At 72.1% G+C, this 23,991-nt stretch carries 22 protein-coding genes; 12 read left to right on the forward strand and 10 right to left on the reverse strand.

Annotation, left to right across the window (positions count from 1 at the left end; all coding sequences use genetic code 11):
• The 3 genes from AB0J71_RS17170 to AB0J71_RS17180 all read left to right on the forward strand — a co-directional run.
• Positions 1-330: aldehyde dehydrogenase family protein (locus AB0J71_RS17170; protein WP_364414877.1), on the forward strand; the 330-nt coding region annotated here is incomplete at its 5' end.
• Positions 331-415: 85 nt separating this feature from the next.
• Positions 416-1,573, forward strand: a complete 1,158-nt coding sequence (locus AB0J71_RS17175) for an extracellular solute-binding protein (RefSeq protein ID WP_352319364.1) — start codon at positions 416-418, stop codon at positions 1,571-1,573.
• 183 nt (positions 1,574-1,756) lie between these two features.
• Positions 1,757-2,977, forward strand: a complete 1,221-nt coding sequence (locus tag AB0J71_RS17180; protein WP_352319366.1) for a saccharopine dehydrogenase C-terminal domain-containing protein — start codon at positions 1,757-1,759, stop codon at positions 2,975-2,977.
• A 52-nt stretch (positions 2,978-3,029) separates the two neighbouring features.
• Here the strand turns inward: AB0J71_RS17180 and AB0J71_RS17185 are convergent, their stop codons facing one another.
• Together AB0J71_RS17185 and gabT are read right to left on the reverse strand one after the other, a co-directional pair.
• Positions 3,030-3,230 (reverse strand): hypothetical protein, encoded by a 201-nt coding sequence (locus AB0J71_RS17185; RefSeq protein ID WP_352319368.1) that lies wholly within the window; start codon positions 3,228-3,230, stop codon positions 3,030-3,032.
• A 210-nt stretch (positions 3,231-3,440) separates the two neighbouring features.
• Positions 3,441-4,769, reverse strand: a complete 1,329-nt coding sequence (gabT, locus tag AB0J71_RS17190) for a 4-aminobutyrate--2-oxoglutarate transaminase (protein ID WP_352319370.1) — start codon at positions 4,767-4,769, stop codon at positions 3,441-3,443.
• A 124-nt stretch (positions 4,770-4,893) separates the two neighbouring features.
• Between gabT and AB0J71_RS17195 the strand changes: the two genes are divergently transcribed.
• Positions 4,894-6,522, forward strand: a complete 1,629-nt coding sequence (locus AB0J71_RS17195; protein ID WP_364414879.1) for a PucR family transcriptional regulator — start codon at positions 4,894-4,896, stop codon at positions 6,520-6,522.
• A 23-nt stretch (positions 6,523-6,545) separates the two neighbouring features.
• Here AB0J71_RS17195 and AB0J71_RS17200 read toward each other — a convergent pair whose 3' ends face one another.
• Positions 6,546-7,193, reverse strand: coding sequence for a TetR/AcrR family transcriptional regulator (locus AB0J71_RS17200; RefSeq protein ID WP_352319373.1), 648 nt, complete (start codon positions 7,191-7,193; stop codon positions 6,546-6,548).
• A gap of 291 nt (positions 7,194-7,484) precedes the next feature.
• On the opposite strand from AB0J71_RS17200, the gene AB0J71_RS17205 reads away from it, so the two are divergent.
• A complete protein-coding gene (locus AB0J71_RS17205; protein WP_352319375.1) occupies positions 7,485-8,912 on the forward strand; it encodes an aldehyde dehydrogenase family protein in 1,428 nt (475 codons plus the stop codon).
• A 96-nt stretch (positions 8,913-9,008) separates the two neighbouring features.
• Here the strand turns inward: AB0J71_RS17205 and AB0J71_RS17210 are convergent, their stop codons facing one another.
• Together AB0J71_RS17210 and AB0J71_RS17215 are read right to left on the reverse strand one after the other, a co-directional pair.
• On the reverse strand, positions 9,009-10,085 hold the full coding sequence (locus AB0J71_RS17210) for a trypsin-like serine protease (RefSeq protein WP_364414881.1): 1,077 nt from the start codon (positions 10,083-10,085) through the stop codon (positions 9,009-9,011).
• A 55-nt stretch (positions 10,086-10,140) separates the two neighbouring features.
• On the reverse strand, positions 10,141-11,154 hold the full coding sequence (locus AB0J71_RS17215; protein WP_364414883.1) for a peptidase: 1,014 nt from the start codon (positions 11,152-11,154) through the stop codon (positions 10,141-10,143).
• 198 nt (positions 11,155-11,352) lie between these two features.
• Between AB0J71_RS17215 and dxr the strand changes: the two genes are divergently transcribed.
• From dxr to AB0J71_RS17235, 4 genes are all read left to right on the forward strand, one after another.
• Positions 11,353-12,543, forward strand: a complete 1,191-nt coding sequence (gene dxr, locus AB0J71_RS17220) for a 1-deoxy-D-xylulose-5-phosphate reductoisomerase (protein ID WP_364414885.1) — start codon at positions 11,353-11,355, stop codon at positions 12,541-12,543.
• A gap of 40 nt (positions 12,544-12,583) precedes the next feature.
• Entirely contained in the window at positions 12,584-13,753 is a 1,170-nt protein-coding gene (gene ispG, locus AB0J71_RS17225; RefSeq protein WP_352319382.1) for a flavodoxin-dependent (E)-4-hydroxy-3-methylbut-2-enyl-diphosphate synthase, read from the forward strand.
• Between the two features lie 129 nt (positions 13,754-13,882).
• Entirely contained in the window at positions 13,883-15,475 is a 1,593-nt protein-coding gene (locus tag AB0J71_RS17230) for an alpha/beta hydrolase (RefSeq protein WP_364414887.1), read from the forward strand.
• Positions 15,476-15,511: 36 nt separating this feature from the next.
• Positions 15,512-16,354 carry a GNAT family N-acetyltransferase gene (locus AB0J71_RS17235; RefSeq protein ID WP_352319456.1) on the forward strand — a complete coding sequence of 281 codons (843 nt, stop codon included), beginning with the start codon at positions 15,512-15,514 and terminating at the stop codon, positions 16,352-16,354.
• Between the two features lie 10 nt (positions 16,355-16,364).
• Here AB0J71_RS17235 and AB0J71_RS17240 read toward each other — a convergent pair whose 3' ends face one another.
• The 3 genes from AB0J71_RS17240 to AB0J71_RS17250 are packed head-to-tail and all read right to left on the reverse strand — an operon-like array spanning position 16,365 to position 18,778.
• Positions 16,365-16,742 (reverse strand): DUF3037 domain-containing protein, encoded by a 378-nt coding sequence (locus tag AB0J71_RS17240; protein ID WP_352319386.1) that lies wholly within the window; start codon positions 16,740-16,742, stop codon positions 16,365-16,367.
• Positions 16,739-17,551: a HipA family kinase gene (locus AB0J71_RS17245; protein ID WP_364414889.1), complete on the reverse strand. Its 813-nt coding sequence runs from the start codon at positions 17,549-17,551 to the stop codon at positions 16,739-16,741. Before AB0J71_RS17245 ends, AB0J71_RS17240 begins: the two co-directional genes overlap by 4 nt.
• A 48-nt stretch (positions 17,552-17,599) precedes the next feature.
• Positions 17,600-18,778 (reverse strand): FAD-dependent monooxygenase, encoded by a 1,179-nt coding sequence (locus AB0J71_RS17250; RefSeq protein ID WP_364414891.1) that lies wholly within the window; start codon positions 18,776-18,778, stop codon positions 17,600-17,602.
• Positions 18,779-18,840: 62 nt separating this feature from the next.
• Between AB0J71_RS17250 and AB0J71_RS17255 the strand changes: the two genes are divergently transcribed.
• Entirely contained in the window at positions 18,841-19,296 is a 456-nt protein-coding gene (locus tag AB0J71_RS17255) for a MarR family winged helix-turn-helix transcriptional regulator (RefSeq protein WP_364414893.1), read from the forward strand.
• Positions 19,297-19,396: 100 nt separating this feature from the next.
• On the opposite strand, the gene AB0J71_RS17260 is transcribed toward AB0J71_RS17255, so the two are convergent.
• Both AB0J71_RS17260 and AB0J71_RS17265 read right to left on the reverse strand, forming a co-directional pair.
• Positions 19,397-20,266, reverse strand: a complete 870-nt coding sequence (locus tag AB0J71_RS17260) for a TIGR03619 family F420-dependent LLM class oxidoreductase (protein WP_352319393.1) — start codon at positions 20,264-20,266, stop codon at positions 19,397-19,399.
• Complete coding sequence (locus tag AB0J71_RS17265) at positions 20,263-21,510, reverse strand: LLM class flavin-dependent oxidoreductase (protein ID WP_352319395.1); 1,248 nt, start codon at positions 21,508-21,510, stop codon at positions 20,263-20,265. The genes AB0J71_RS17260 and AB0J71_RS17265 overlap by 4 nt, the downstream gene beginning before the upstream one ends.
• Positions 21,511-21,596: 86 nt before the next feature.
• Between AB0J71_RS17265 and AB0J71_RS17270 the strand changes: the two genes are divergently transcribed.
• Positions 21,597-22,418: a TIGR03619 family F420-dependent LLM class oxidoreductase gene (locus AB0J71_RS17270; protein ID WP_352319397.1), complete on the forward strand. Its 822-nt coding sequence runs from the start codon at positions 21,597-21,599 to the stop codon at positions 22,416-22,418.
• Positions 22,419-22,427: 9 nt separating this feature from the next.
• Positions 22,428-23,963 (forward strand): protein kinase, encoded by a 1,536-nt coding sequence (locus AB0J71_RS17275; RefSeq protein WP_364414895.1) that lies wholly within the window; start codon positions 22,428-22,430, stop codon positions 23,961-23,963.
• Positions 23,964-23,991: the final 28 nt, after the last annotated feature.

Below are 23,991 nucleotides of genomic sequence, written 5' to 3' on the forward strand. Positions count from 1 at the left end.
TCGGTGGTGCGGGTGTCCTCGTACGAGGAGGGCCTGCGGGTGATCAACGAGGGTGTGTACGGCAACGGCACGGCGATCTTCACCAACGACGGCGGCGCGGCGCGGCGGTTCCAGAACGAGGTCGAGGTGGGGATGGTGGGGATCAACGTGCCGATCCCGGTGCCGATGGCGTTCTACAGTTTCGGCGGGTGGAAGTCGTCGTTGTTCGGTGACACGCATGTGCACGGCGCCGAGGGGGTGCATTTCTACACGCGGGGCAAGGTCGTGACCTCGCGCTGGCTGGACCCGTCCCACGGCGGCGTGAACCTCGGCTTCCCCACCAACGGGTAACTCACGCCTCACGGCCGGGAGGGACCGGCGTCCCTCCCGGTCCCGTCCCCGGTAAGCTCCAGCGCAACGGACAAGGGGGGACATCGTGAGACGCCGTCGCATATCCGCCGTGGCGCTGGCCGCGGCGGCGCTGGTCGCCGGCACGGGAGCGGTGTCCTCGGCTGCCGGGCAGGCCGCACAGCCGGCCGCCAAGCCCAGCCCCAAGCCGACCCCGTCGGCCACGCCCTCGCCCACGGCCACCCAGAGCGACGGCACGCTGCAGATCCTCACCTACCGCGGCTACGCCGAGTACGGCGGCGTCAGCCCCAAGGCCAACTGGGTCGGCTCCTTCGAGAAGGAGACCGGCTGCCGCCTGGCGCGCGTCGACACCGTCCGCACCGCCGAGGAGATGGAGCGGGCCGTCGCGGCCGCCGAGCGCCCGTACGACCTGATCTCGGCGGGCCCGGCGCTGGCCGGCGACCTGATCACGCGCAAGCTGGTGCAGCCGATCGACTCCGCCAAGGTGAGCGGCTACGACGACCTGAACGAGCGTTTCCGCGACATGACGAAGGTGTCCGGCAAGGTCTACGGCGTGCCGTTCCTGTGGGGGTACCACGAGTTCATCTACGACTCGGCCAGGGTCAAGGGCGCGAGCATGAGCCAGGCGTTCGCCTCCGGCCGGGCCGCGCTCCGCGACAGCCCGCTGACCATCGCCGACGCCGCGCTCACCGACGCCACCGTCAAGGACCCGTACGAGCTGAGCCAGGAGCAGCTCGACCGGGCCATGGCGCTGCTCAAGCAGCAGAAGGAGCGCACCTACTGGCGCAAGCCGATCGACCTGGTCAAGGGCTTCGCCACCGGGTCGCTGGATTACGCGCAGGCCACACCGTACTATCGCCTGCTGCTGCAGAAGGCCGGCAAGCCGGTCCGGACGGTCGGCGCCAAGGCGGCCACCGGCTGGCTCGACTCGTGGATGCTCGGCGCCAACCTGCCCGACACCACCTGCGCCTACCGCTGGCTGACCTGGATGACCGCGGCCGACGCCCAGCGCGACGCGGCCGCCTGGGTGGGGCTGGCGCCGGCCAACGACAAGGCGTGCAAGGGCCGGGCCAAGTCGATCTGCGACCTCTACGGCGCCGACGACCCCAAGAAGCTCGACCGGATCGCCTTCGCCGTCCGGCCGCCGGGCGGTTGCCGCGGCGAGGACGGGGAATGCACTGATTATGCCGTCTGGGGGAAACGGTGGGCCGAACTCGCCGAGTAGGTGAGATCTCCGCCCCCCGCTCGACCCCATCGCGGGCGCACTTTCCCCCGGGTGCGCCTGCAGAGACGCCCCGGGCCTTCCCCCCTGTCCCGGGGCGTCTCGCTGTCTTCCGGCTGAAGGACGTCCGGGACTTTTCGGCGCGAGAATTCGACTGAATGACCAGTCAGTGAGTATGTTCTCTCCATGAGAATCCTTCTTGTCGGCGCCGGAGGCGTCGGCTCCGCCGTGGTGCCCATCGCCGCCCGCCGCCATTTCTACGAACACATCGTGGTGGCCGACTCCCAACAGAGCCGGGCGGCCCGCGCCGTCGCCGCCGTGGACGACCCCCGCTTCACCGCCATCCAGCTGGACGCCTCCGACCGGGCCCAGGTCGCCGCGGCGCTCCGGGAGCACCGATGTGACGTGCTGTTCAACGCGGTCGATCCGCGCTTCACCATGCCGCTGTTCGAGGCCGCCCTGGAGGCCGGGGCCCACTACCTGGACATGGCGATGTCGTTGTCGAAGCCGCATCCGCGCGAGCCGTACCGCAAGCCGGGGGTGAAGCTGGGGGACCGGCAGTTCGAGCGCGACGGCGAGTGGCGCGGCGCGGGCCGGCTCGCCCTGGTCGGCATGGGCGTCGAGCCGGGGCTCGCGGACGTGTTCGCCCGCTACGCCGCCGACCACCTGTTCGACGAGATCGACGAGATCGGCATCAGGGACGGCGCCAACCTCGTCGTGGACGGCTACGACTTCGCGCCCACGTTCTCCATCTGGACCACGATCGAGGAGTGCCTGAACCCGCCCGTCGTCTGGGAGGACGGGCAGTGGCGCACCACCGAGCCGTTCAGCGAGCCCGAGGTGTTCGACTTCCCCGACGGGATCGGGCCCGTGGAGTGCGTGAACGTCGAGCACGAGGAGGTGCTGCTCGTCCCGAGGTGGATCCCGGCGCGGCGGGTGACGTTCAAGTACGGGCTCGGCGAGGAGTTCATCGGCGTGCTCAAGACGCTGCGCAAGCTGGGCCTGGACAGCGCCGACAAGATCAGGGTGGGCGGGGCGGAGGTGGCGCCGCGTGACATGGTCGCCGCGAGCCTGCCGGACCCCGCGACGCTGGGCGCCCGCATGCGCGGCAAGACCTGCGCGGGCACGTGGGTCAAGGGCACCGGCAAGGACGGCTCGCCGCGCGAGGTGTACCTCTACCACGTGGTGGACAACGAGTGGTCGATGCGGGAGTACGGCTCCCAGGCCGTCGTGTGGCAGACGGCGATCCATCCGGTCGTCGCGTTGGAGCTGGTGGCGACCGGGGTGTGGAAGGGCGAGGGCGTGCTGGGCCCCGAGGCGTTCGACGCGGTGCCGTTCCTCGACCTGCTGCGCGAGTACGGCTCGCCGTGGGGCCTGCGCGAGACGGTCGCAACGGCCGCGGCTTGACGGCCGGGTTTCCCTGGCCGCGCTTGCCCGGCCGCGCTTGCCCGGCCGCGGCCTAGCGGCCGGGGAAGGCCACCACGGTCGCCATGGGAGCGGGCAGCAGCGCCTCGGCGCAATCGGTGCAGGCGAGCACGGAGGAGTTGTCGGGCAGTTTGCCGACCCGGACCCGGGGCCGCGGCCACCTCTTGTGGCACACCACGCAGGCGTCGCCGTCGCGCTGGGCCGGCGTCAGGCCCTCAGGGTCGAACGTCAACATACTCCGTGCCGTTCTGGTGGGACCCCAGTTCATCACGCTCCCAGCTGCCATCGCCCCTCCGCATGTCCGGATCCGTTATAACCCTGACCGAGGCCGTGATCGTCTAGCTGAGCGTCAAGCCAGGGTGAATTCTCTACCCGAGTGACCTGCGTTACACACACAAAATCGGGCATCCAGCCGCAAGCTGGATGCCCGATTTTTCGGTCTTTGCTATAGAGCGGAGATGGCCTTCTCCAGGATGCCCAGGCCCTCCTCGAGCAGGTGCTCGGGCATGACCAGCGGCGGCAGGAAGCGCAGCACGTTGCCGTACGTGCCGGCGGTCAGGACCACCAGGCCCTCGGCGTGGCAGCGCTTGACGATCTCCTGGACGGCGGTCGGGTCCGGGTTCTTCGTGCCCGGCTCGACCAGCTCGATCGCGATCATCGCGCCGCGTCCGCGCACGTCGCCGATCGCCGGGAACCGCTCCTGGAGCGAGCGGAGGCGGGGGAGCATGATCTCGCCGATGCGGCGGGCCTTGGCGACCAGGTCCTCCGACTCGATCGTCTCCAGGACGCCGAGCGCGGCCTCGCAGGCCAGCGGGTTGCCGCCGTACGTGCCGCCCAGGCCGCCGACGTGCACGTGGTCCATCAGGTCGGCGCGGCCGGTCACGGCGGCCAGCGGCAGGCCGCCCGCGATGCCCTTGGCGGTGCAGATGATGTCGGGGACGACGCCCTCGTCCTCGCAGGCGAACAGGTCACCGGTACGCGCGAAGCCGGTCTGGACCTCGTCGGCCACGAACACGATGCCGTTCGCCCGGCAGAACTCGGCGATCCGCGGTAGGAAGCCCCTGGCCGGGACGATGAATCCGCCCTCGCCGGCGATCGGCTCGATCACCACGGCGGCCACGTTCTCCGCCCCGACCTGCTTGTTGATCTGGTCGATGGCCTGCGCGGCGGCCTCCTCCGCGCAGTTGTCCGCGCCCGTCGGCCAGCGGAACGGGTAGGCCAGCGGCACCCGGTACACCTCGGGCGCGTACGGGCCGAAGCCCTGCTTGTACGGCATGTTCTTGGCGGTCATGGTCATCGAGAGCAGCGTGCGGCCGTGGTAGCCGTGGTCGAACACCACGACGGCCTGCCTGCCGGTGGCGTGCCGGGCCACCTTGACGGCGTTCTCGACGGCCTCGGCGCCGGAGTTCACCAGGAAGGTGCGCTTCTCGTGGTCGCCGGGGGTCAGCTCGTTGAGCTTCTCGCAGACCTGCACGTAGGACTCGTACGGGGTGACCATGAAACAGGTGTGGGTGAAGTCGGCCGCCTGCTTCTGGACGCGCTCGACGACCTTCGGCGCGGAGTTGCCCACGTTCGTCACGGCGATGCCGGAGCCGAAGTCGATCAGAGAGTTCCCGTCGGCGTCCTGGAGGATGCCGCCGCCGGCGCGGGTGACGAAGACCGGCAGCGTGGTGCCGATGCCGGAGGGGACGGCGGCCTGCTTGCGGGCCAGCAGCTCCTGCGACTTGGGGCCTGGGATCGCGGTCACGACGCGCCGCTCCTGGGGAATGCTCATGGGCTCGACGCTACGTCGGGCTCCGACCTGGACCGATACGTCGATATGGCACACTGGGGGTGCTCGCCTTTGCCGGAATGGACAAACTCGTATGGCACCTTCGCTGCGCACCGTGGTGCGACGGATGAGGTTGCGTCAGCTGGCCGGCGCGGCGGCCCCCGGAGCGCTCGACGCGGAGGTGCGCTGGGTCGCGGTCAGCGAGCTGGAGGACCCGACGCCGTTCCTTGAGGGTTCGGAGCTGCTGCTGACGACTGGGATCCGCCTGGAGGGCGACTTTTCCGGATATGTCGCCCGGCTGGTGGGGCGCGAGGTGGCCGGGCTCGGCTTCGGCGTCGGGCTCTCCCACGAGCACGTCCCGGCCGCCCTGGTGGCGGCCGCCGACCAGGCGGGGCTGCCGCTGTTCGAGGTGCCGCGCGAGACGCCGTTCATCGCCATCGGCAAGGTGGTCAGCGAGCTGCTCGCCGCCGAGCAGTACGACGAGATCACCCGCGCCTTCGCCGCGCAGGGGCGGCTCACCCGGGCGGCGCTGCGTCCGGAGGGCATGAACGCAGTCATCGACCGGGTGGCCAAGGAGATCGACGGCTGGGCGGTGCTGCTCGACGAGACGGGTGAGGTCCGGCACGCCACACCGGGGGCCCACGTGCCGGTCGTGGTGGCCGAGCTGCGCCGGTTGCGCGCCGGCGGCCGACCCCAGCCCGGCCAGACCGCCGAAGCCGAGCACGCGCCCACGGACGAGCCCGTCGCCCCCGGGGGGCAGGGCGGTGAGCGGGCGCGCGATGGCATGCCGGCCGAGCGACGCACACGCGGCGGTGGCCCGGCCGGTGATCGGGTGAGCGGCGGCGTGCCGGCCGGGGAACGCGTGCGCGGTGCGGTCCAGGCCGGTGAGCGGGTGCCGGCGAGCCTGGCGTTGTCCGGGCCCGACGAGCACGTCGTGATCCAGCCGCTCGGCGGCGGTCCACGGCCGCGCGGATTCTTCGCGGTCGGCGCCCGCAGGCCGTTCTCGCCGGTGACCCACACGGTGATCAACGCCGCCGGCTCGCTGCTCACGCTCGCCATGGAGCAGGGCAGGGCCCAGCGGGAGGCCGGTCGGCGGCTCCGTTCGGCCGTGCTGGAACTGCTGCTCGGCGGGGCGGTCGAGCAGGCGCGGGCGGTGGCCGGCACGCTCGGCGCGCGGCTGCCCGGCGAGCCGCTGGTGGTCCTGGCGGCGGGCGCGGCCGCCCTGGAGACCCTGGAGCCGCACGGCTTCACAGCGCTCCTCGACGACGGCACCGGCGGTGTTGAAGGCGGGGAGCAGGTGAGTGTCTGTCTGGTGTCCGAGGGGGGTGCGGAGAAGGTGGCGCGGGAGGTGGAGGGGCCGGTCGGGCTGAGCTCGCCCTGCCGCTACGGCGGCCTGCGCGACGCGCTCGACCAGGGGCGCCGCGCGCTGGCCCACAGCGACGGCGGCATGACGCGCTTCGCCGACCTGGCCGGGCAGGGCCTGCTCGCGCTGCTGGACGCTGACGCCCTGCGCGCGTTCTCCGGCGCGCTGCTGGCCCCGCTCACCGCGTACGGATCCCGTGCCGACCTGGTCGAGTCGCTGCGCGCCTACCTCGACAGCAACGGCCACTGGGACGCCGCCGCCCAGCGGCTCGGCGTCCACCGGCACACGCTGCGCTACCGCATGCGCCGCGTCGCCGAACTCCTCGGCCGCGATCTCGACGACCCGGGCGTACGCGCCGAGCTGTGGCTCGCCCTGGAGGCGGCCCGCCGCTGAACGCGCCGCCGCCTACAGGTGCTTCAGCGGCCGGGGGCCGACGGCAGGCTGTCCTTGTCCACCAGGTAGCAGCAGATCGTGGCCAGGGTGACCGCCTCGTACGTGCGGTCGTCCCGCAGGTGGCCGGCCCGTTCCAGGCTGATCGCGCCCTGCGCGGCGGCCCAGAGCGCGTCGGCGATCTTGCGTGGCTGGGTCGGCGTCAGGTAGCCGGCGGAGATGCAGTCGGCGATCACCCGGTCGAGGATGTTCAGCGCCGCGCGGGCGAGCGTCCTGGCTCGCTCGCTGGGCTCGAAACCGGGGATGGCCCGTTCGAACATCAGGTTGTAGTAGCCGGGCTCGGACAGGCACGCCTGCCGGTAGGCGGGGCCGAGCGCGGTCAGGTACTCCAGCGGGTTGCGCCGCTGCGGGACCGCTTCGAGAAAGCGGCGAAAACGCTCGAAACCCTCCAGATACAGCGCCTCGGCCAGGCCCTCCCGGTTGCCGAACATCGTGTAGATGACGGTCGTCGTGCAGCCGGCCTCGGCCGCGATCCTGCGCATGGTCAGACTGTCGGGACCCTCGCTCTGCAGCAGGTTCACCGCCACGTCGAGCAGGCGGGACCGGAGTTCGTCCTGGGTGGCGCGCTCGCCCAGCAGGTAGGCGCCCTGCAGGCCCAGCGGGGCCGAGGTCATGCGACCTCCCCAGCGACCAAGGAGCTCAGTGTCCTTGTGACCTGGCGTTGCTCGGTCACGGGGCCCACGCCTTTCTGATCGGGGGCCCACCGCGCTGGAGACCCGCACCCGATGACTTAGCCATGGCGGAGATCGCTCAAACCACTCCGCATGGTAAACATCCCGAATTGGGTCTACTTCTGTTACATCATGGGTATACACCAGGGCTTGTACTTAACGGTGAGCGCTCATGGGAGTCTTGTGCACCGTGGTGTAAATCCCCGGCCTCCCGCTTGGCATAACGTCGTGGGTATGGACGTGCGTACCTTCTGGCTTGCCGGCCGGCCCGCCACCGGCGAAACCGATCTCACCGTGACCAACCCCCATGACGGTCGTGAGGTCGGCCGGTACTCCGTACCGACCGATGCTCAGGTCGAGGAGGCCGTCGCGGCCGCCCACGCGGTCTCGCGCGAGGCCGCCGCGCTGCCCGTGCACGTACGTGCCGAGGCCCTGGCCCACGTCTCGCGCAGGCTGGCCGAGCGGGCCGACGAGATCGCCCACCTGATCACCGCCGAGAACGGCAAGCCGATCTTCTGGGCGCGCGGCGAGGTCAACCGCGCCATCTCCACGTTCCGCTTCGCCGCCGAGGAGGCCCGCCGCTGGTCCGGCCAGGTGCAGCGGCTCGACACCGAGCCGGCCGCCGCGGGCCGTCTCGCCTACGTCTCCCGCGTGCCCAAGGGGCCGGTGCTGGCGATCACCCCGTTCAACTTCCCGCTGAACCTGGTCGCCCACAAGGTCGCGCCCGCCATCGCCGTCGGCGCCCCGATCATCGTCAAGCCTGCCCCCGCCACGCCGCTGTCCTCGCTGGTCCTCGGTGAGATCCTGGCCGAGACCGACCTGCCCGCGGGCATGTTCTCGGTGCTGCCCGTGCAGAACGAGCGCGCCGCCGCCCTCGTCGACGACCCCCGCCTGCCCGTGGTCTCCTTCACCGGCTCCGCGCCCGTCGGCTACGCCATCGCCGACCAGGTGCCGCGCAAGCACGTGACCCTGGAGCTGGGCGGCAACGCCGCGGCCGTCGTGCTGGCCGACGCCGACCTGGACTGGGCCGCGCAGCGCATCGCCCTGTTCTCCAACTACCAGGCCGGTCAGAGCTGCATCGCCGTCCAGCGGGTGATCGTCGAGCAGCCGGTCTACGACGCGTTCGTCGAGCGTCTGCTGCCGGCCGTCGGCGGGCTCGTCACGGGTGACCCGGCCGACGAGAAGACCCAGGTCGGGCCGCTGGTGTCGGAGGCCGCCGCCGAGCGTGTGGAGCAGTGGGTGCGCGAGGCGGTCGCCGCCGGCGCCCGCGTCCTGGCCGGCGGCACCCGCGAGGGCGCCACGGTCGCGCCGACCGTGCTGGCCGACGTCCCGCACGACGCCAAGGTGGCCTGCGAGGAGGTCTTCGGGCCGGTCATGATCCTCCAGCCGGCCGCGTCGATCGACGAGGCGTACGCCATGGTGAACGACTCCAAGTACGGCCTCCAGGCCGGCGTCTTCACCCGCTCCCTGGACGCCGCCTTCAAGGCCAACCGCGAGCTGGAGGTCGGCGGTGTGATCATCGGCGACGTGCCGTCGTACCGGGCCGACCAGATGCCGTACGGCGGCGTGAAGGACTCCGGCATCGGCCGCGAGGGCCTGCACTCGGCCATGGAGGACCTGACCTACGAGAAGGTCATGGTGCTCACCGGCCTGTCGCTGTAGCTCCCCGCCCCGCGCCACCCCGCCCCGCCCCGCGGCTCCCCGGCGCGGGGCGGTCGTGCGTCCGGCGCCGTTCTCAGGCGCGTCCGGCGGTGGGTTTCAGGCGCGTTCGGCCGTGGCGTAGACCGCCTTGGCGGCCTGGCCGAAGTACGGGCCGTACATGGTGTGCTGGTCGTCGCTGTACTTGAAGCTGCTCAGCGAGGTGACCGTGCCGCGGCCGGTCATCGGGTCGAAGCCGGACAGCCAGGGGCCGCCGCTCGACCCGGCGGTCATGGCGCAGCCGAGCCCCTGGTCGCGCGTCTGCTTGTAGGGGTCGTCGCGCAGCCGTCCGGCGCAGTAGACGAGCTGGTCGCCGTCGTAGGGCGGGTCGGCCGGGTAGCCGAAGCCGTAGGTCTGGCCGCCGCGCCGGGTGTTGAAGGCGATGTCCTGGGTGCCCACCACGTCGGCGACGTGCCGCCCGCCCGAGGTGGCAAGGGCGACCATGCCGACGTCGTGATTGTCGTCGCCGGAGCGCGACCAGGGGGCGGAGACGAACATGCGGCGGGCCGCGTACTGGCCGTAGGGCTGCTCGCCGCCCCTGCCGTAGCCGGGGACGAACGTCCAGTTCTGGGCCCATTCGCCGGCGCCGTCCTTGACGCAGTGGCCGGCGGTGACGACGAGGTCTCTGCTGGCGCTGGTGACCGTGCTGGCCGAGCAGACGAAGTCGGCGCCCGCCAGGGTCAGGAACACCCGCCCGGTGGTCCTGGTCACGGCTCCGCCGGTGCTCCAGCGCGCGCCGATCGTGCTGGCCTGCGGCCTGGACGACGCCTGGTGCCGGCGGCCGACGTTGATCTCGGTACGGCCGCCGGACACGCCGGGCTTCGCCTGCACCCCGCCGCGGCCGGTCAGGCCGCTGAGCAGGCCGTCGCCGTCGGTCACGGAGTCGAGCAGACCGATGGGCAGGGCCGCCGCCATGCGTTGCGGGGTCCAGTAGCCGAGCACTCGCCGCTGCTCGGCGTCGCTGCGCGCGGCCTCGTGCTCGACCACCATGCTCTGCCGGGCCGCGGCGTGCTCGACGGCGTGCTCGACGGCGGGACGATCGACCTGGTGCTGGCCCGGGACCGCGCCGAGGATCGCCGGTCCCGTCAGCCCCACGATCAGCGGGGCGGCCGCAAGCAGGGAGGTGCTCAGGGTCATGGCCCCCGAGTGTGCACCACGTCGTGTGTTCTTGTGGCTACTTTCCGTAAATTGATCAGAGTGCGCCGGAGGTTTGCGCTGCCTGGTACACCGCCTGCGCTTCGTTTCCGAAATACGGGCCGAACATCCAGTTGGGGGCGAAGTTGTATTTGAAGCTGTTGACCGAGTTCTGCGTGCCGAGACCGGTCGACTCGTCGAAATTCAGCATCCACGGGCCGCCGCTCGCGCCGCCGGTCATGTCGCAGGTCAGGCCGAGGTCGTCGGAAAGCAGGAAGTCGTCGAACGCGCGGCCGCTGCAGTAGATGAGCTTCGAGCCGTCGTAGGGGGCCGCGGCCGGGTAGCCGAAGGAGTACATCTGCCGGCCCCGCGGCTGGTTGAAGGCCACACCCTGGCCGCCGACGACGTCCACCAGGCTCTTGCCGTCCACCTGGGCCACCACGGCGGCGGCCACGTCGAAGTTGACGTCCTCACTGGCGTTCCACTGGGGGGTGGTCAGCAGTCTGGCGGCCGGCCAGGTGCCGAAGGGGCGCTGGCCGGCGGCGTAGCCGGGCACGAACACCCAGTTGGTGTGGAAGGCGCCGCCGAGCTTGACGCAGTGGCCGGCGGTCAGCACCACGCTCTTGTTCGCGCTGGTCACCGCCGAGCCCGAGCACGAGGCGCTGCGTCCCTGGTAGGTGAAGAAGACGCGGCCGGTGGTCTTCACGACGGCGCCGCCGCCGCTCCAGGGGGCGCCGGAGCTGTTCGCCGACCGGAGCTGCCGACCGTCGCCCCGGCCGCCGGTGGGCGGCGCCTGCCAGGGGGTGCCGCCGCCTGGCTCGCCGGGCCCGGCCGCCGCGCCGCGGGCCGCCTTCCCGCCGTCCTTGGGCGCGGGCAGGTCGAGCGGCTGCGCGCTCTCCATGCGCGCCTCGGTCCAGTACCGCGTGACCTGCCGTTGCTCGGACGTCGAGTCCGCGGCGGCGTGCTGGGCGGGACGGGGTGCCGCGCCGGCCTGGGCCGCGGTGCCGGGGAGCAGGGCGATGCTCCCGGCGGCGAGGGTGAGGATGGAGAGCAGGGCAAATCTGCGGGGCATTACGTAACCTCCCGAAACCGGAGCTGGGGCTTGGAAGGTAGCCGCACAATAATCAGGATTTCTCAAGAAATGCGCATCCCGATATAGCGATATTTGGACATAAATGGCCTGGGTTATCGCCCGTCACTCAGGAGTCGGGATCGCGGCCGTAGGGCCCTCACGTGCCCGTCCGCGTCCGGCAGCGGCGACAATGGACACGTGCATGCAGAGACCCTCCGCTCCGTCGTCGTGCTCGGCTCCACCGGCTCGATCGGCACCCAGGCCCTCGACGTCATCGCCGCCGATCCCACCGGGTTCGAGGTCGTCGGCCTCGCGGCCGGGGGCGGCAGGGTCGAGGAGCTGGCCGCGCAGGCGGCCCGGTTCGGCGTGGAGGTCGTGGCGGTGGCCGACGCCGCCGCCGTCCCGGCGCTGAAGGAGGCGCTGGCCGCGCGCGGGGCGTCCCCCGTCGTGCTGGGCGGCCACGAGGGCGTCGCCGAGGTCGCGGGCTGGCGGTGCGACACCGTGCTCAACGGCATCACCGGCGCGCTGGGCCTGACGTCCACGCTGGTCGCGCTGGAGGCCGGCCGCACGCTCGCGCTGGCCAACAAGGAGTCCCTGATCATCGGCGGGCCGCTGGTCAAGCGGCTGGCCGCGCCGGGGCAGATCCTCCCGGTCGACTCCGAGCACTCGGCGGTGCAGCAGTGCCTGTGGGCGTCCGGGCCGGGCGGCCACGACCCCGCCGCCGTCAGGCAGCTCGTCATCACCGCCAGCGGCGGCCCGTTCAGGGGCATGAAGCGCGAGGAGATGGCCGACGTCACCCCCGAGATGGCGCTGGCCCACCCCACCTGGTCCATGGGCCCGGTCATCACCATCAACTCCGCCACCCTGGTCAACAAGGGGCTGGAGGTCATCGAGGCCCACCTGCTGTTCGACATCGGCTTCGACCGCATCGAGGTCGTCGTCCACCCGCAGTCGGTGATCCACTCCATGGTCGAGTACGTCGACGGCTCCACCATCGCCCAGGCCAGCCCGCCCGACATGCGCCTGCCGATCGCGCTCGCGCTGGCCCACCCGGCCCGCGTGCCCGGCGCCGCCCGGCCCGTCGACTGGACCAGGGCCCACACCTGGACCTTCGAGCCGCTCGACGACGCCGCCTTCCCGGCGGTCGCGCTGGCCAGGCACGTCGGCGCGGAGGGCGGCACCGCGCCCGCCGTCTACAACGCCGCCAACGAGGTCTGCGTCGAGGCGTTCACCAGGGGCGGGCTGCGTTTCCCCGCGATCGTCGACACGGTCGCCAAGGTCGTCGAGGAACACCGCGTCACCCCGGCCTCCAGCGTGGAGGAGGTGCTGGCCGCCGACGCCTGGGCCCGGGCGCGTGCGGCCGAACTCACAGCCGGGCAGTCCTTCTAGCTACCTAGACTGGGTAGCGTCGTCACACCTAAGGGTAGAAATGTCTTCTGTAGCACTTGGCATCCCGACGGTCCGCCCCAAGCCGCTCGCCGAACGCCGGCACTCCCGCCAGATCATGGTCGGCAGCGTTCCCGTGGGCGGCGACGCGCCCGTCTCCGTCCAGTCGATGACGACGACGGTCACCGCCGACGTCAACGCCACGTTGCAGCAGATCGCCGAGCTGACGGCGTCCGGCTGCCAGATCGTGCGGGTGGCCGTCCCGTCGCAGGACGACGCGGACGCGCTGCCGATCATCGCGAAGAAGTCCCAGATCCCGGTCATCGCCGACATCCACTTCCAGCCGAAGTACGTGTTCGCGGCCATCGAGGCGGGCTGCGCGGCGGTCCGCGTCAACCCGGGGAACATCAAGAAGTTCGACGACAAGGTGGGCGAGATCGCCAGGGCGGCCGCCGACCACGGCGTGCCGATCAGGATCGGCGTCAACGCCGGGTCGCTCGACCCCCGCCTGCTCCAGAAGTACGGCAAGGCCACGCCCGAGGCGCTGGTCGAGTCCGCCCTGTGGGAGTGCTCGCTGTTCGAGGAGCACGGCTTCAGGGACATCAAGATCTCGGTCAAGCACAACGACCCGGTCGTCATGATCAACGCCTACCGGCTGCTCGCCGCCAAGTGCGACTACCCGCTCCACCTCGGCGTCACCGAGGCCGGGCCCGCCTTCCAGGGCACGATCAAGTCGGCCGTGGCGTTCGGCGCGCTGCTGGCCGAGGGCATCGGCGACACCATCCGCGTCTCGCTGTCCGCGCCGCCCGTCGAGGAGGTCAAGGTCGGCGCCCAGATCCTGGAGTCGCTGGGGCTGCGCGAGCGGGGGCTGGAGATCGTCTCCTGCCCGTCGTGCGGCCGGGCCCAGGTCGACGTCTACACGCTGGCCGAGCAGGTCCAGGCGGGCCTTGAGGGGCTCAAGGTCCCGCTGCGGGTGGCCGTCATGGGCTGCGTCGTCAACGGCCCCGGCGAGGCGCGCGAGGCCGACCTCGGCGTCGCCTCCGGCAACGGCAAGGGCCAGATCTTCGTCAAGGGCGAGGTCATCAAGACCGTGCCCGAGTCGCAGATCGTCGAGACCCTGATCGAGGAGGCCCTGCGGCTGGCCGACGAGATGGGCGTCGAGGTCGACCTCGACGACGACGACGTGTCCGGGCCCCAGGTGACCGTGGGCTGAGCGCCCCCGGGGGCCGGTGACCCGGTGCAATGGCCCCATTACAAACTGGCAAGCCTTTCCCCATACCCAGCGTCATGACCCGCCCGCCCGCGGGAGCATCACAGGGCCATGACGAGGGGGAGGGGCTGGGTGAAGCGCGTATTCAGTGTTGCCATCGGCATCGCGGTGCTGGTCGCCGGGGTTGTCAGCGCGGACGGTGTGGCGTCGGCCGGCAGGGGCGCGGCCTGGGGGGCGCAACAGGTGGTCTGGGGGCCGTGCCCGGCGAAGGAGGGCAAGACGGTCCGGGCCGACCTGGAGTGCGCCACCGTACGCGTGCCGCTCGACTACCGCGACCCCTGGGGCCAGTCGATCAAACTGGCGATCAACCGCATCAAGGCCAAGGTGTCCAGGGACGGCAACCACCTCGGCACCCTGCTGATCAACCCGGGCGGCCCGGGGGCCTCGGGGCGTGACCTGACCGAGTTCGTCTCGAACGGGCTGCCGAACCGGCTGGGCGAGCGCTACGACGTCGTCGGGTTCGACCCGCGCGGCGTCGGCGGCAGCGAGCCGTCGCTCCACTGCGTTGACCCCGACGCCTACTACCGGGCGCCGCGCCCCGACGCGGTGCCGCGCACGGCGGGTGACGAGAGCAAGCTGCTGGCCAGGGCCGACGAGTACGCCACCCGTTGCGGCGACCTCTGGGCCTGGATGTTGCCGCACCTGACGACCGAGAACTCGGCCAGGGACATGGACACGATCAGGGCGGCGCTGGGCGAGGAGAAGATCAGCTACCTGGGCTACTCGTACGGCACCTACCTCGGGGCCGTCTACGCGACCCTGTTCCCGCAGCGGGTCAGGCGGCTGGTCATGGACAGCACGGTCAACCCCGAGGGTGTCTGGTACCGGTCGAACCTGGGCCAGGACGTCGCCTTCGAGCGCCGCCACCGCGCCTTCCTCGCCTGGACGGCCCGGCACAACGACGTCTACCGGCTGGGCGGCACGCTGAAGCAGACCTCGTTCGCCTACTACGCGATGCGCGACCGGCTGCGCACCCGCCCGGCCGGCGGCGTGGTCGGCCCGAGCGAGCTGGACGACACCTTCACCCTCGGCGGGTACACCGACCGGGTGTGGCCGGAGTTCGCCCGCGCCTGGTCCGCCTACGTGCGCAAGGGCGACGTGCAGCCGCTGGTGGAGGCGTACAACCGGCGCGGCAAGAACGACGCCGACGACGAGAACGGCTACGCCGTCTACCTCGGCGTCCAGTGCCGCGACGCCGCGTGGCCGCGCGACTGGGCCAAGTGGCGCACCGACATGGCCCGGCTGCACCGCAGGGCGCCGTTCCTGACCTGGCCGAACGCCTGGTTCAACGCGCCGTGCGCGTTCTGGCCGGTCAAGGGCGGCACGCCCGTCGCCGTGCACGGCTCGCCGAAGCTGCCGCCGGTGTTGTTCCTGCAGTCGCGCGACGACGCCGCGACGCCGTACCGGGGGGCGCTGGCCATGCACCGGCGGTTCCCGCGCAGCGGCATGGTGATCGACGAGGGCGGCAACCACGGCGTGTCGCTGGCCGGCAACCGGTGCGTGGACGGCCACCTCGCGGCGTACCTGGCCGACGGCACGCTGCCGGCCCGGACGGTGTCCTGCGCGGCCCTGCCGGACCCGGCTCCGGCCGCCCACCTGGCCGCCCACATGGCCGCCCGAGACGCGCAGGGTCACGATCGGCTCACCGACGTGCTGTCCCGGTGAGCTATTCGGGGTACGTTCGCGTAGTCTGACCATGTGATGCTGCGTACATCGGCGTCGCGCGTGCTCGACGACAGCGACCGGGACGAGGTTCTCGCCCTGCTTGACTGCGATCCGGTCGCCAACGTCTTCGTCTCCTCCCGGGTGCGGGCCGTCGGACTCAATCCGGCACGGCTCGGTGGGCAGATGTGGGGATTCGGGCCGCGCGGCGGGCTCGTGTCGCTCTGTTACGCCGGCGCGAACATGGTGCCGGTCAACGCCGGTCCCGAGGCCGTGCACGCGTTCGCCGACCGTGCCCGCAAGCAGGGGCGCAGGTGTTCGTCCATCGTGGGCCCCGTCGAGGCGGTGTCCCTGCTGTGGGAGCGGCTGGAGCCGCACTGGGGCAGGGCGCGGGCCATCCGGTGGGCGCAGCCGGTGATGGCGACCTCCAGCAAGGCTCCCGTGCCCGCCGATCCGCTGGTGCGCCGGGTGCGGCCCGAGGAGTTCGACATCGTGCTGCCGGCGTGCGTGGCGATGTTCACCGAGGAGGTGGGCGTCTCGCCCAACCTCGGCGACGGCGGCGCGCTCTACCGCACCCGGGTCGCCGAGCTGATCCGCATCGGCCGCTCCTACGCGCGCATCGACGACGGCCGGGTGGTGTTCAAGGCGGAGGTGGGCGCGGTCACGCCGCACGCCTGCCAGATCCAGGGCGTGTGGGTGGCCCCCGACCAGCGCGGCAAGGGCCACGCGGTGGCGGGCATGGCGGCGGTCGTGGAGGCGGCGATGAGCTGCTTCGCCCCCGTCGTGTCGCTCTACGTCAACGACTTCAACCACTCGGCGCGGGCCGTCTACCGCAAGGTGGGGTTCCGCGAGGTGGACACCTTCATGTCGGTGTTGTTCTGAGGGTGTGCGGCTAGAGGCGGACCAGCTTGTCGAAGAGGCGGGACAGCTCGGTGCCGGGGTCGGCGGTGAGGCCCGCGTGCACCGGCCCGGTCTGGACGATCGTGCTGCGCGGCGCGGTCAGCCAGCGGAACCGGCCGCCCAGCGGCTCTCCCGCGAGGGGGCCGGGACGGTCGCCGCAGGCCCGCTCGTAGGCGCTGAGCGCGTGGCGCACGCCGTCGAGGTCGGCGCCGGGGTCGAGGGCGCGCAGACGGGCCGGGTCGAGGTGCACGCGCGCGCACAGGTAGTCGCGCGGCTGGCAGTAGAGCAGCACGCCGGCGTTGATCAGCTCGCCGCGCTCGATCTTCGGCATGACGCGGATCACCGCGTACTCGTAGACGTCTCTGGTCACCGGCTGCCTCCCCGCCAGAACTCGCCGACCGAGCCGGGCCCGGACGCCCTGCGTTCCTTGTCGGGGCCGCGCAGCAGCCACTCGCGCGGCCCGTGCGCCCGGCTCAGCAGATGGTCGGTGTAGGCGTCCCGCACGGCCTGGGCGGAGTCGAAGCCCGGCTCGCCGTCGAGCCATTCGTCGGGCACCAGGGCCGTCACCTCGTCGAGCAGCTCCCGGGTGATGCGGCCGGCCAGGTCGTCGCCGGCGGCGGGCACGTCGGGCGCGAACGGGGCGAGCACGTGGTCGCCGGTGTCGAAGGCGCGCTGCGGGTCGGCCGTGCGCCAGTTGTGGTGGAACCACAGGGCCGCGCCGTGGTCGATGAGCCAGGTGTCGCGGTGCCAGACCAGCAGGTTGGGGTTGCGCCAGCTCCGGTCGATGTTGTGGATCAGGCCGTCGAACCAGACGACCCTGGAGGCGAACACCGGGTCGGGGATCCAGCCGAGCGGGTCGAACCCGAGCGCGCCGGGCAGGAAGTCGACCGCCAGGTTGAGGCCGGTGCTGGCCTTGAGGAGGTCCTGGACCTCCTCGTCGGGCTCGCGGACGCCGAGCTGCGGGTCGAGGTCGATGAGCTTGAGCTCGGGAGTGCGCAGCCCCAGCCGGCGGCCCAGCTCGGCGGCGATGATCTCCGCGACGAGCACCCGCCGGCCCTGCCCCGCCTCGCGGAACTTCACCACGTACGTGCCGAGGTCGTCGGCCTCGACGACGCCCGGCAGCGACCCGCCCTCCCGCAGCGGGGTCACATATCGGGTGGCTGCGATCTTTTCCAGCACGGGACGAGGCTATCGTCCCCCTGGCCCCCATCCGTAACTCCGGCCGGTTCAACGCGCCGGTGGTCGGACAGGACGGGCGAAAGGGGCGAACGGCTGCTGCAACGAGGCTTCGACGGCGGTGAACGCGTAGTCGAGCATGGCGTGCTCGTAGGCCGTCTTCGCCTCGGCGAGCGGGCGGCCCGCGGCGACGGCCGCGGCCAGACCCGCGCTCAGGGTGTGGGCGTCGCGCAGCGCGACGTTAGCGCCTTCGCCGCGCCCCGGGCTCATGCTGTGCACGGCGTCGCCGAGCAGGGTCACCGCGGGCTCGTCCCAGGGGCGCACGCGCCGTGCCGAGTGGGTGTGCACCAGGAACGTCGCCTCGGGGCCGGCCCGCTCGACGATCCGGCGCACGCCCTCGTGCCAGCCGGCGACCATGGCGAGCGCGAGCCGGTGCAGGGCGGCGGGGGAGGTGTCGTCAGGACGGGGGCCGGGGGCGGTCAGCGTCCAGGAGAAGTAGCCGGGGACGTCGGTCAGCCGCAGGCCGGGGGCGTGCCGGGCGGCGGCCTCGGCCACCGGCTCGCAGGGGCGGCAGGTGGCGACCGAGATCGCGGTGTGGTCGGGCGCGGTGACCCGGTTGAAGGTGTCGACCAGGTCGGGAGGCGTGGCGGCCAGCAGGTCGGGGGTCAGGACGGTCCTGCCGTACAGGGCCCAGTCGAGCCGGTCCACGACGGCGTCGGGGAGGAGCTGGGCGCGGACGCGGGAGCCGACGCCGTCCGCGCCGGCGAGCAGGTCGCCGTCCAGGGCGGAGCCGTCGGCGAGGTGGGCGCGGACGCGGCCGCCGGGCAGCGGCTCGTACCGGCTGAACTCGGTGCCGAAGCGCACGTCGAGGCCGGACAGCAGGATCTCGCGCAGGGTGAGCCGGTTGACGCCGAAGCCGTCCACGCCGGGGAGCTGGGGCGGGACGTCCTTGGAGAACTTGGGGACCAGCCGGGTGTCCATGAAGGTCATGCGGGTGGCGGGGCGGATGGAGGTGGCCACGGCCAGGTCGTACAGATCGGGGGGCAGGCACGCGCGCAGCGCCGCGGCGCCGGTCTCCTTGAGGCTGATGCGGTAACCCTGGGGGCGGTGGCCGGCCGAGGGGTCGCGCTCCAGGACGGTGGCCTGGAGACCCGCCTTGCGCAGGCCCTGGGCCAGGGATAAGCCGCCGATGCCGCCTCCTGCGACGATGATGTGGGCAGAAGTGTCCATGGGCCTGACGATAGACGATAGCTGTCGCGACAGTAAATGCTTGCGCCAGCTATTCTGGTCGCGTGACCGACGATCGTGTGCCGCCGCCGTTCGAACTGGTGCTGGGCGGCGGGTCGCTGCTCGTGCAGGTGGGGCGGGAGCTCAACACCGAGACCGAGCGCCGCCTGGCGCCGCTCGGGCTCACCGCGCAGCAGGCGGCGCTGCTGCTGCACGCGGCGGGCGGGCGCAGCACGCCCGGCGTGCTGAAGGGCCGGCTCGGCACGGACACGGCGGGGATGACCCGGCTGCTGGACCGGCTGGAGGCCAAGGGGCTGCTGCGGCGGGTGCGGCGGCCCGAGGACCGGCGGTCGGTCGTCATCGAGCTGACGGACGAGGGGCACGCGCTGGTGCCGCGCCTGCCGCCGATCTTCGGCGGGGTCAGCCGCCAGGTCTTCTCGGGCTTCTCCGGGGAGGAGATCGAGCAGGTCACGGGCATGCTGCGGCGGATCATGGCCAACCTGGCGGAAGGGCGATCGTGACCGGGACGCGCGCGTGCCGCGCTCCCGGCCAGGATCGTCGGAGGTTCTGAGGCTCCGGGGGTTCCGGGGCCCTGGTTTCTGGGGGGCCGGGGCTTCGGGGTCAGAGTTTGGCGATGACCTCCTCGGCGAAGCGCTCCATCGTGGCGATCTTCAGGTCGAGGCTGTCCGCGCCGTACCGGGCCTTCTCCTCGGGGGTGGCCAGCCACCAGGGGGCGGCCATGGTGGCGGTCACGCCCTTGGCGGCGAAGCGGCGGTAGGTCTCGGCGTCCGGCAGCACGGCCAGCGGGGCGACGATGTCGAACGGGCCCGTCCTGCCGTTCTCGTCGAGGTGCCGGCGGAGGGTGTCGAGCACCGGGTCGAGCTGCTCCTCGGTGTAGATGCGGTTGCCCAGCCAGCCGTCGCCGAAGCGGGCGGCCCGGCGCAGCGCCGCCTCGCTGTCGCCGCCCACGTAGACGGGCACGGGCCCGGCGGGCGTGGGGGAGATCGACAGCGGCGGCAGACCGTCCAGCTCGACGGTCTCGCCGGACCACAGGGCGCGCAGCGTGGGCAGCATCCGGTCGAGGCGGCGGCCCCGGGTGTGGAAGTCCTGGCCGGTGCCGGCGAACTCCTCCTCGCACCACCCCACCCCGACCCCGAACGTCACCCGTTCCCGCGACAGCACCGCCGCCGTGGAGACGAGCTTGGCCACGGTGAACAGGTCGCGGGCCGGGGCGATGTAGACGTTCGGCGAGAAGCGCAGCGTCGTGGTGGCCGTGGCCATCGCGCCGATCGTCACCCACACGTCGGGCCAGTGCGTCGCGGCGTCCCAGCGGGGCGCGCCCGACCGCGAGTACGGGTACCGCGAGGCGAAGTCGGCGTAGAACAGGTGGTCCGACAGCGTGAAGGTGTCGAAGCCGCAGCGCTCGGCCGCCCGCGCCAGCTCCACGAACTGGTCGGTCGGGACGAACGAGGCCCCCAGCCACATCTTCATCGGAACTCCGGCGCGACCTTGGTGGCGAACATCTCCAGGTTCCGCTTGACCGTGTCCAGCGGGAGCACGCCCTGCTGCCCCTGCATGTACAGGCCGAACCACTCCAGGTCCGGCATGCGGTCGAGCATGCGCTGGATGCCGCGCTTGACGTCGTCCGGCGTGCCGAACAGCGCCATCTCCACGTCGTTCATCCGCTTGGCGTCGCCCTTCTCGGGGGAGATCGGCTTGTGCTTCTCGTCCTCCTTCTTGCGTAGCACCTCCAGGTAGCCGAAGGGGCCGAAGAAGGCGGCGAAGTCCTTGGGGATGCTGCGGCCGAAGGTGTTGATCGCCTCCTCTGTGGTGTCCGCGATGCCGACGATCTTCAGGATGCCGGTGTGCTCGCCCAGCTTGTAGTGGCGGCCCTGCCGGGCCGACTCCTCCTGGTAGAGCTTGGCCTTGGCGGCGTGGTCGTCGGGGTTGGGGGTGAACATCCACGGCAGGATGTCCTCCTGCGCCGCCCTGATCACCGACCGGTCGGAGATCGTGAACGGCTGCCACAGCTCCGGATGCGGGTTCTGGTACGGCCGGGGGCAGACCGAGACGGCCTGGATCTTCCCGTCGTCGGAGACCTCGCCGGGCGCCCCGAACGTCTTGGTCCATTCCATCGCGGGCCAGCCCTCGATACCGTCAAAGGGGTACGGCACCTCGTAGTCCAGCACGTCGGACTTGTAGCGGAGGGTCTCCTGCGTCCAGGCCATCTTCATGATCTTCAGCACCTCGCCGAAGACGTCGAAGTTCCGCGTGTCCGAGGCCGAGCCGTCGGAGCGGGCGGCGGCGGCCTGCCAGCGCTGGCCGAGGACGTTCATCCAGCGGTTCTGGTAGCCGCGGGCCACGCCGAGCCGCAGGCGGCCCTTGCTGAACTGGTCGAGCAGCGCCACGTCCTCGGCGGCCCTGATGGGGTCCCAGGCGGGCAGCACCATGCCGAGCGGGGCGAGCAGGATGCGCTCGGTCCGCGCGGCGAGGTCGGTGAGGAACATCAGCGGATTGACCGAGAACTCCATCCCCTCGGAGTGGAAGTGGTGCTCGGTCATCATCAGCGCGTCGAACCCGATCTGGTCGGCGTGGACGGCTATCTCCCGCACCTCGTGCAGCAGCCGCTGATACGACTCGGTGTCGCGTCCGATGGGACGCCGTGCCTTGGCGTTCTCCTCGGCCGCGTATCCAGAGCCTGGAATCTGCGGATTCAGGAAGATAGAGAACTTCACCGGGAACCTCTTTCCGCGGACGTCGCCTTGCAAGCTACCCTGGAAATCTTAGCCGAGCAATCGCTTGGTTGATATGAGGAGGCCGTATGAGGCTGGGTGTCACGATGTTCGCCACGGATCTGGCCATGCCGGTCCAGGACCTCGCGGCCGCGGCCGAGGAACGCGGGTTCGACTCGCTCTACCTGCCCGAGCACACCCACATCCCGGTCAGCCGCCGCACGCCGCCCGCCGGCGGCCAGGCCGAGCTGCCCGAGGAGTACAAGCGCACGCTGGACCCGCTGGTCGCGCTCTCCTTCGCCGCCGCCGCGACCCGGCGGCTGCGCGTCGGCACCGGCATCCTGCTCGCCGCCCAGCGCGACCCGATCGTGACCGCCAAGGCGCTGGCCACGCTCGACCACCTGTCCGGCGGGCGCGTGGTGGTCGGCGTCGGGTTCGGCTGGAACGTCGAGGAGATCGAGAACCACGGCGTGCCGTACGGGCGGCGGCGCGAGGTCGCCCGGCGCAACGTGCTGGCCATGCGGGCCTTCTGGCGGGACGAGGTGGCCGCCGTCGAAGGGCTCGAACCGTCCTGGTCGTGGCCCAAGCCCGCGCACGACCTGCCCGTCTACCTCGGCGGGGCCGCCGGGCCGAAGCTGTTCGCCCACATCGCCGAGTACGGCGACGGCTGGATGCCCATCGGCGGCAAGGGCATCAAGGACGCGCTGCCCGCCCTGCGCGAGGCGTGCGAGAAGGCCGGGCGGCCGATGGCCCGGGTGATCCCGTTCGGGACGCTGCCCACCAGGGAGAAGCTGGACTACTTCGCCGGGCTCGGCATCGAGGAGGCCGTGGCCACCCTGCCGAGCGGCCCGGCGGACGTCGTGCTGCGCGCCCTCGACGGCTACGCCGCGCTGCTACAGGCGATGCCATAATGACGCCCTATGTCCGAGCTCCGTGCTGATGATCCCCGGCGGCTGGGGGAGTACCGGCTCTCGCGCAGGCTCGGGCAGGGCGGCCAGGGCGTCGTCTTCCTCGGTCACTCGGCGGCCGGGGCGCAGGTCGCGATCAAGCTGCTGCACGCGAGCGTGTCCAAGGACGCCGACGTACGGCGCAGGTTCCTCGGCGAGGTGGAGGCGGTGCGCCGGGTCGCGGCCTTCTGCACCGCCCAGCTCCTCGACGCCGACCTCGACGGCGACCGGCCCTACCTGGTCAGCGAATACGTCGAAGGGCCCTCGCTGGGCGAGCACGTGACGGCCGGCGGGCCGCGGCGCGGCGGCTCGCTCGACCGGCTGGCCATCGGCACCGCCACCGCCCTGGGGGCGATCCACCGGGCGGGGGTCGTCCACCGCGATCTGAAGCCGGGCAACGTGCTGCTCAGCCTCGACGGGCCGCGGGTGATCGACTTCGGGGTCTCCCGGCTGATGGACGCCGCCGCCACCACGACCAGGTCGCCCATCGGCACGCCGGCCTACCTGTCGCCCGAGCGCATCAGCGGGGAGCCGGCGGGGCCGCCCGCCGACATGTGGGCGTGGGGGCTGACCGTGGCGTACACGGCCGGGGGGCGGCACGCGTACATGGCGGACACCTACCAGGAGGTCCTGGCCCGGATCCTGTACGGCAAGCCGGACCTGCGCGGGTTGTCGGGTCGGCTGCGGGAGATCGTGGAGGCGTGCCTGGCCCACGACCCGCGCGACCGTCCGGACGCCGAGGAGACGTTGCGCGCGCTGCTCGGCCAGGACGGCGGAACGGGCGACGTCCTCCCCTCCGGCGCCCAGGCCGCCGCCCCCACGACCACCCCCGACCGAACCCCCGCCACAGTGCCAAGCCTCTCCCCGGAAGGGCCGCCCGCCACAGTGCCCTGGCCCTCCCCGCGGGGAACCCGCGCCCCCGCGGGCTCACTCCCTGAGACGGCCGCCGTCGCGGGCTCCTCTCCCCTTGAAGGGACGCCCGCCGTCGCGGGCTCCCCTCCCTCCGAAGGGACGGCCGCCGTCGCGGGGCGGAGGACGTGGCGGGGGTGGCAGGTGGTCGTGGCGGTGGCCGGGGTCGTGATGGGGGTCGCCGGGTTCGTGTTCTGGCTGCGGGCGTCCCAGGGCCCCGGCCTGGACGGCACCTGGAAGGGGACGGCCCAGCACACCCCCACCACCGGGCAACCGGACGCGACGCGCACCACCCTCGACGGCACCTGGACGGGATCGGCCGAGCACCCCACGGCCGGCCGGGTCTTCCCGGTCGAGCTGCGCCTGCGCGCCGACGGCGGATCCACCATGCGCTGGGGCGCCGACCTGCACTGTTCCGGCCGGCTCGCCCCCACCAGGAGCCCCGTCGTGTTCGCCCTCGGCCAGGTCAAGGGCCAGGCGTGCCACGCCGGGACGGTCCGCATCGTCCCCTCGGACGACCCCGACCGGTTCCTGGTCAAGGTGACCCGGTCCGACACCGGCGCCGTCATGTACGCGGGCCAGCTCTCCCGTTCCTCCTGACCGGCTGTGTCACGGTCAGGCGGCGATT

This window comes from Nonomuraea sp. NPDC049637 (genome assembly GCF_040675235.1).
Classification (GTDB): domain Bacteria; phylum Actinomycetota; class Actinomycetes; order Streptosporangiales; family Streptosporangiaceae; genus Nonomuraea.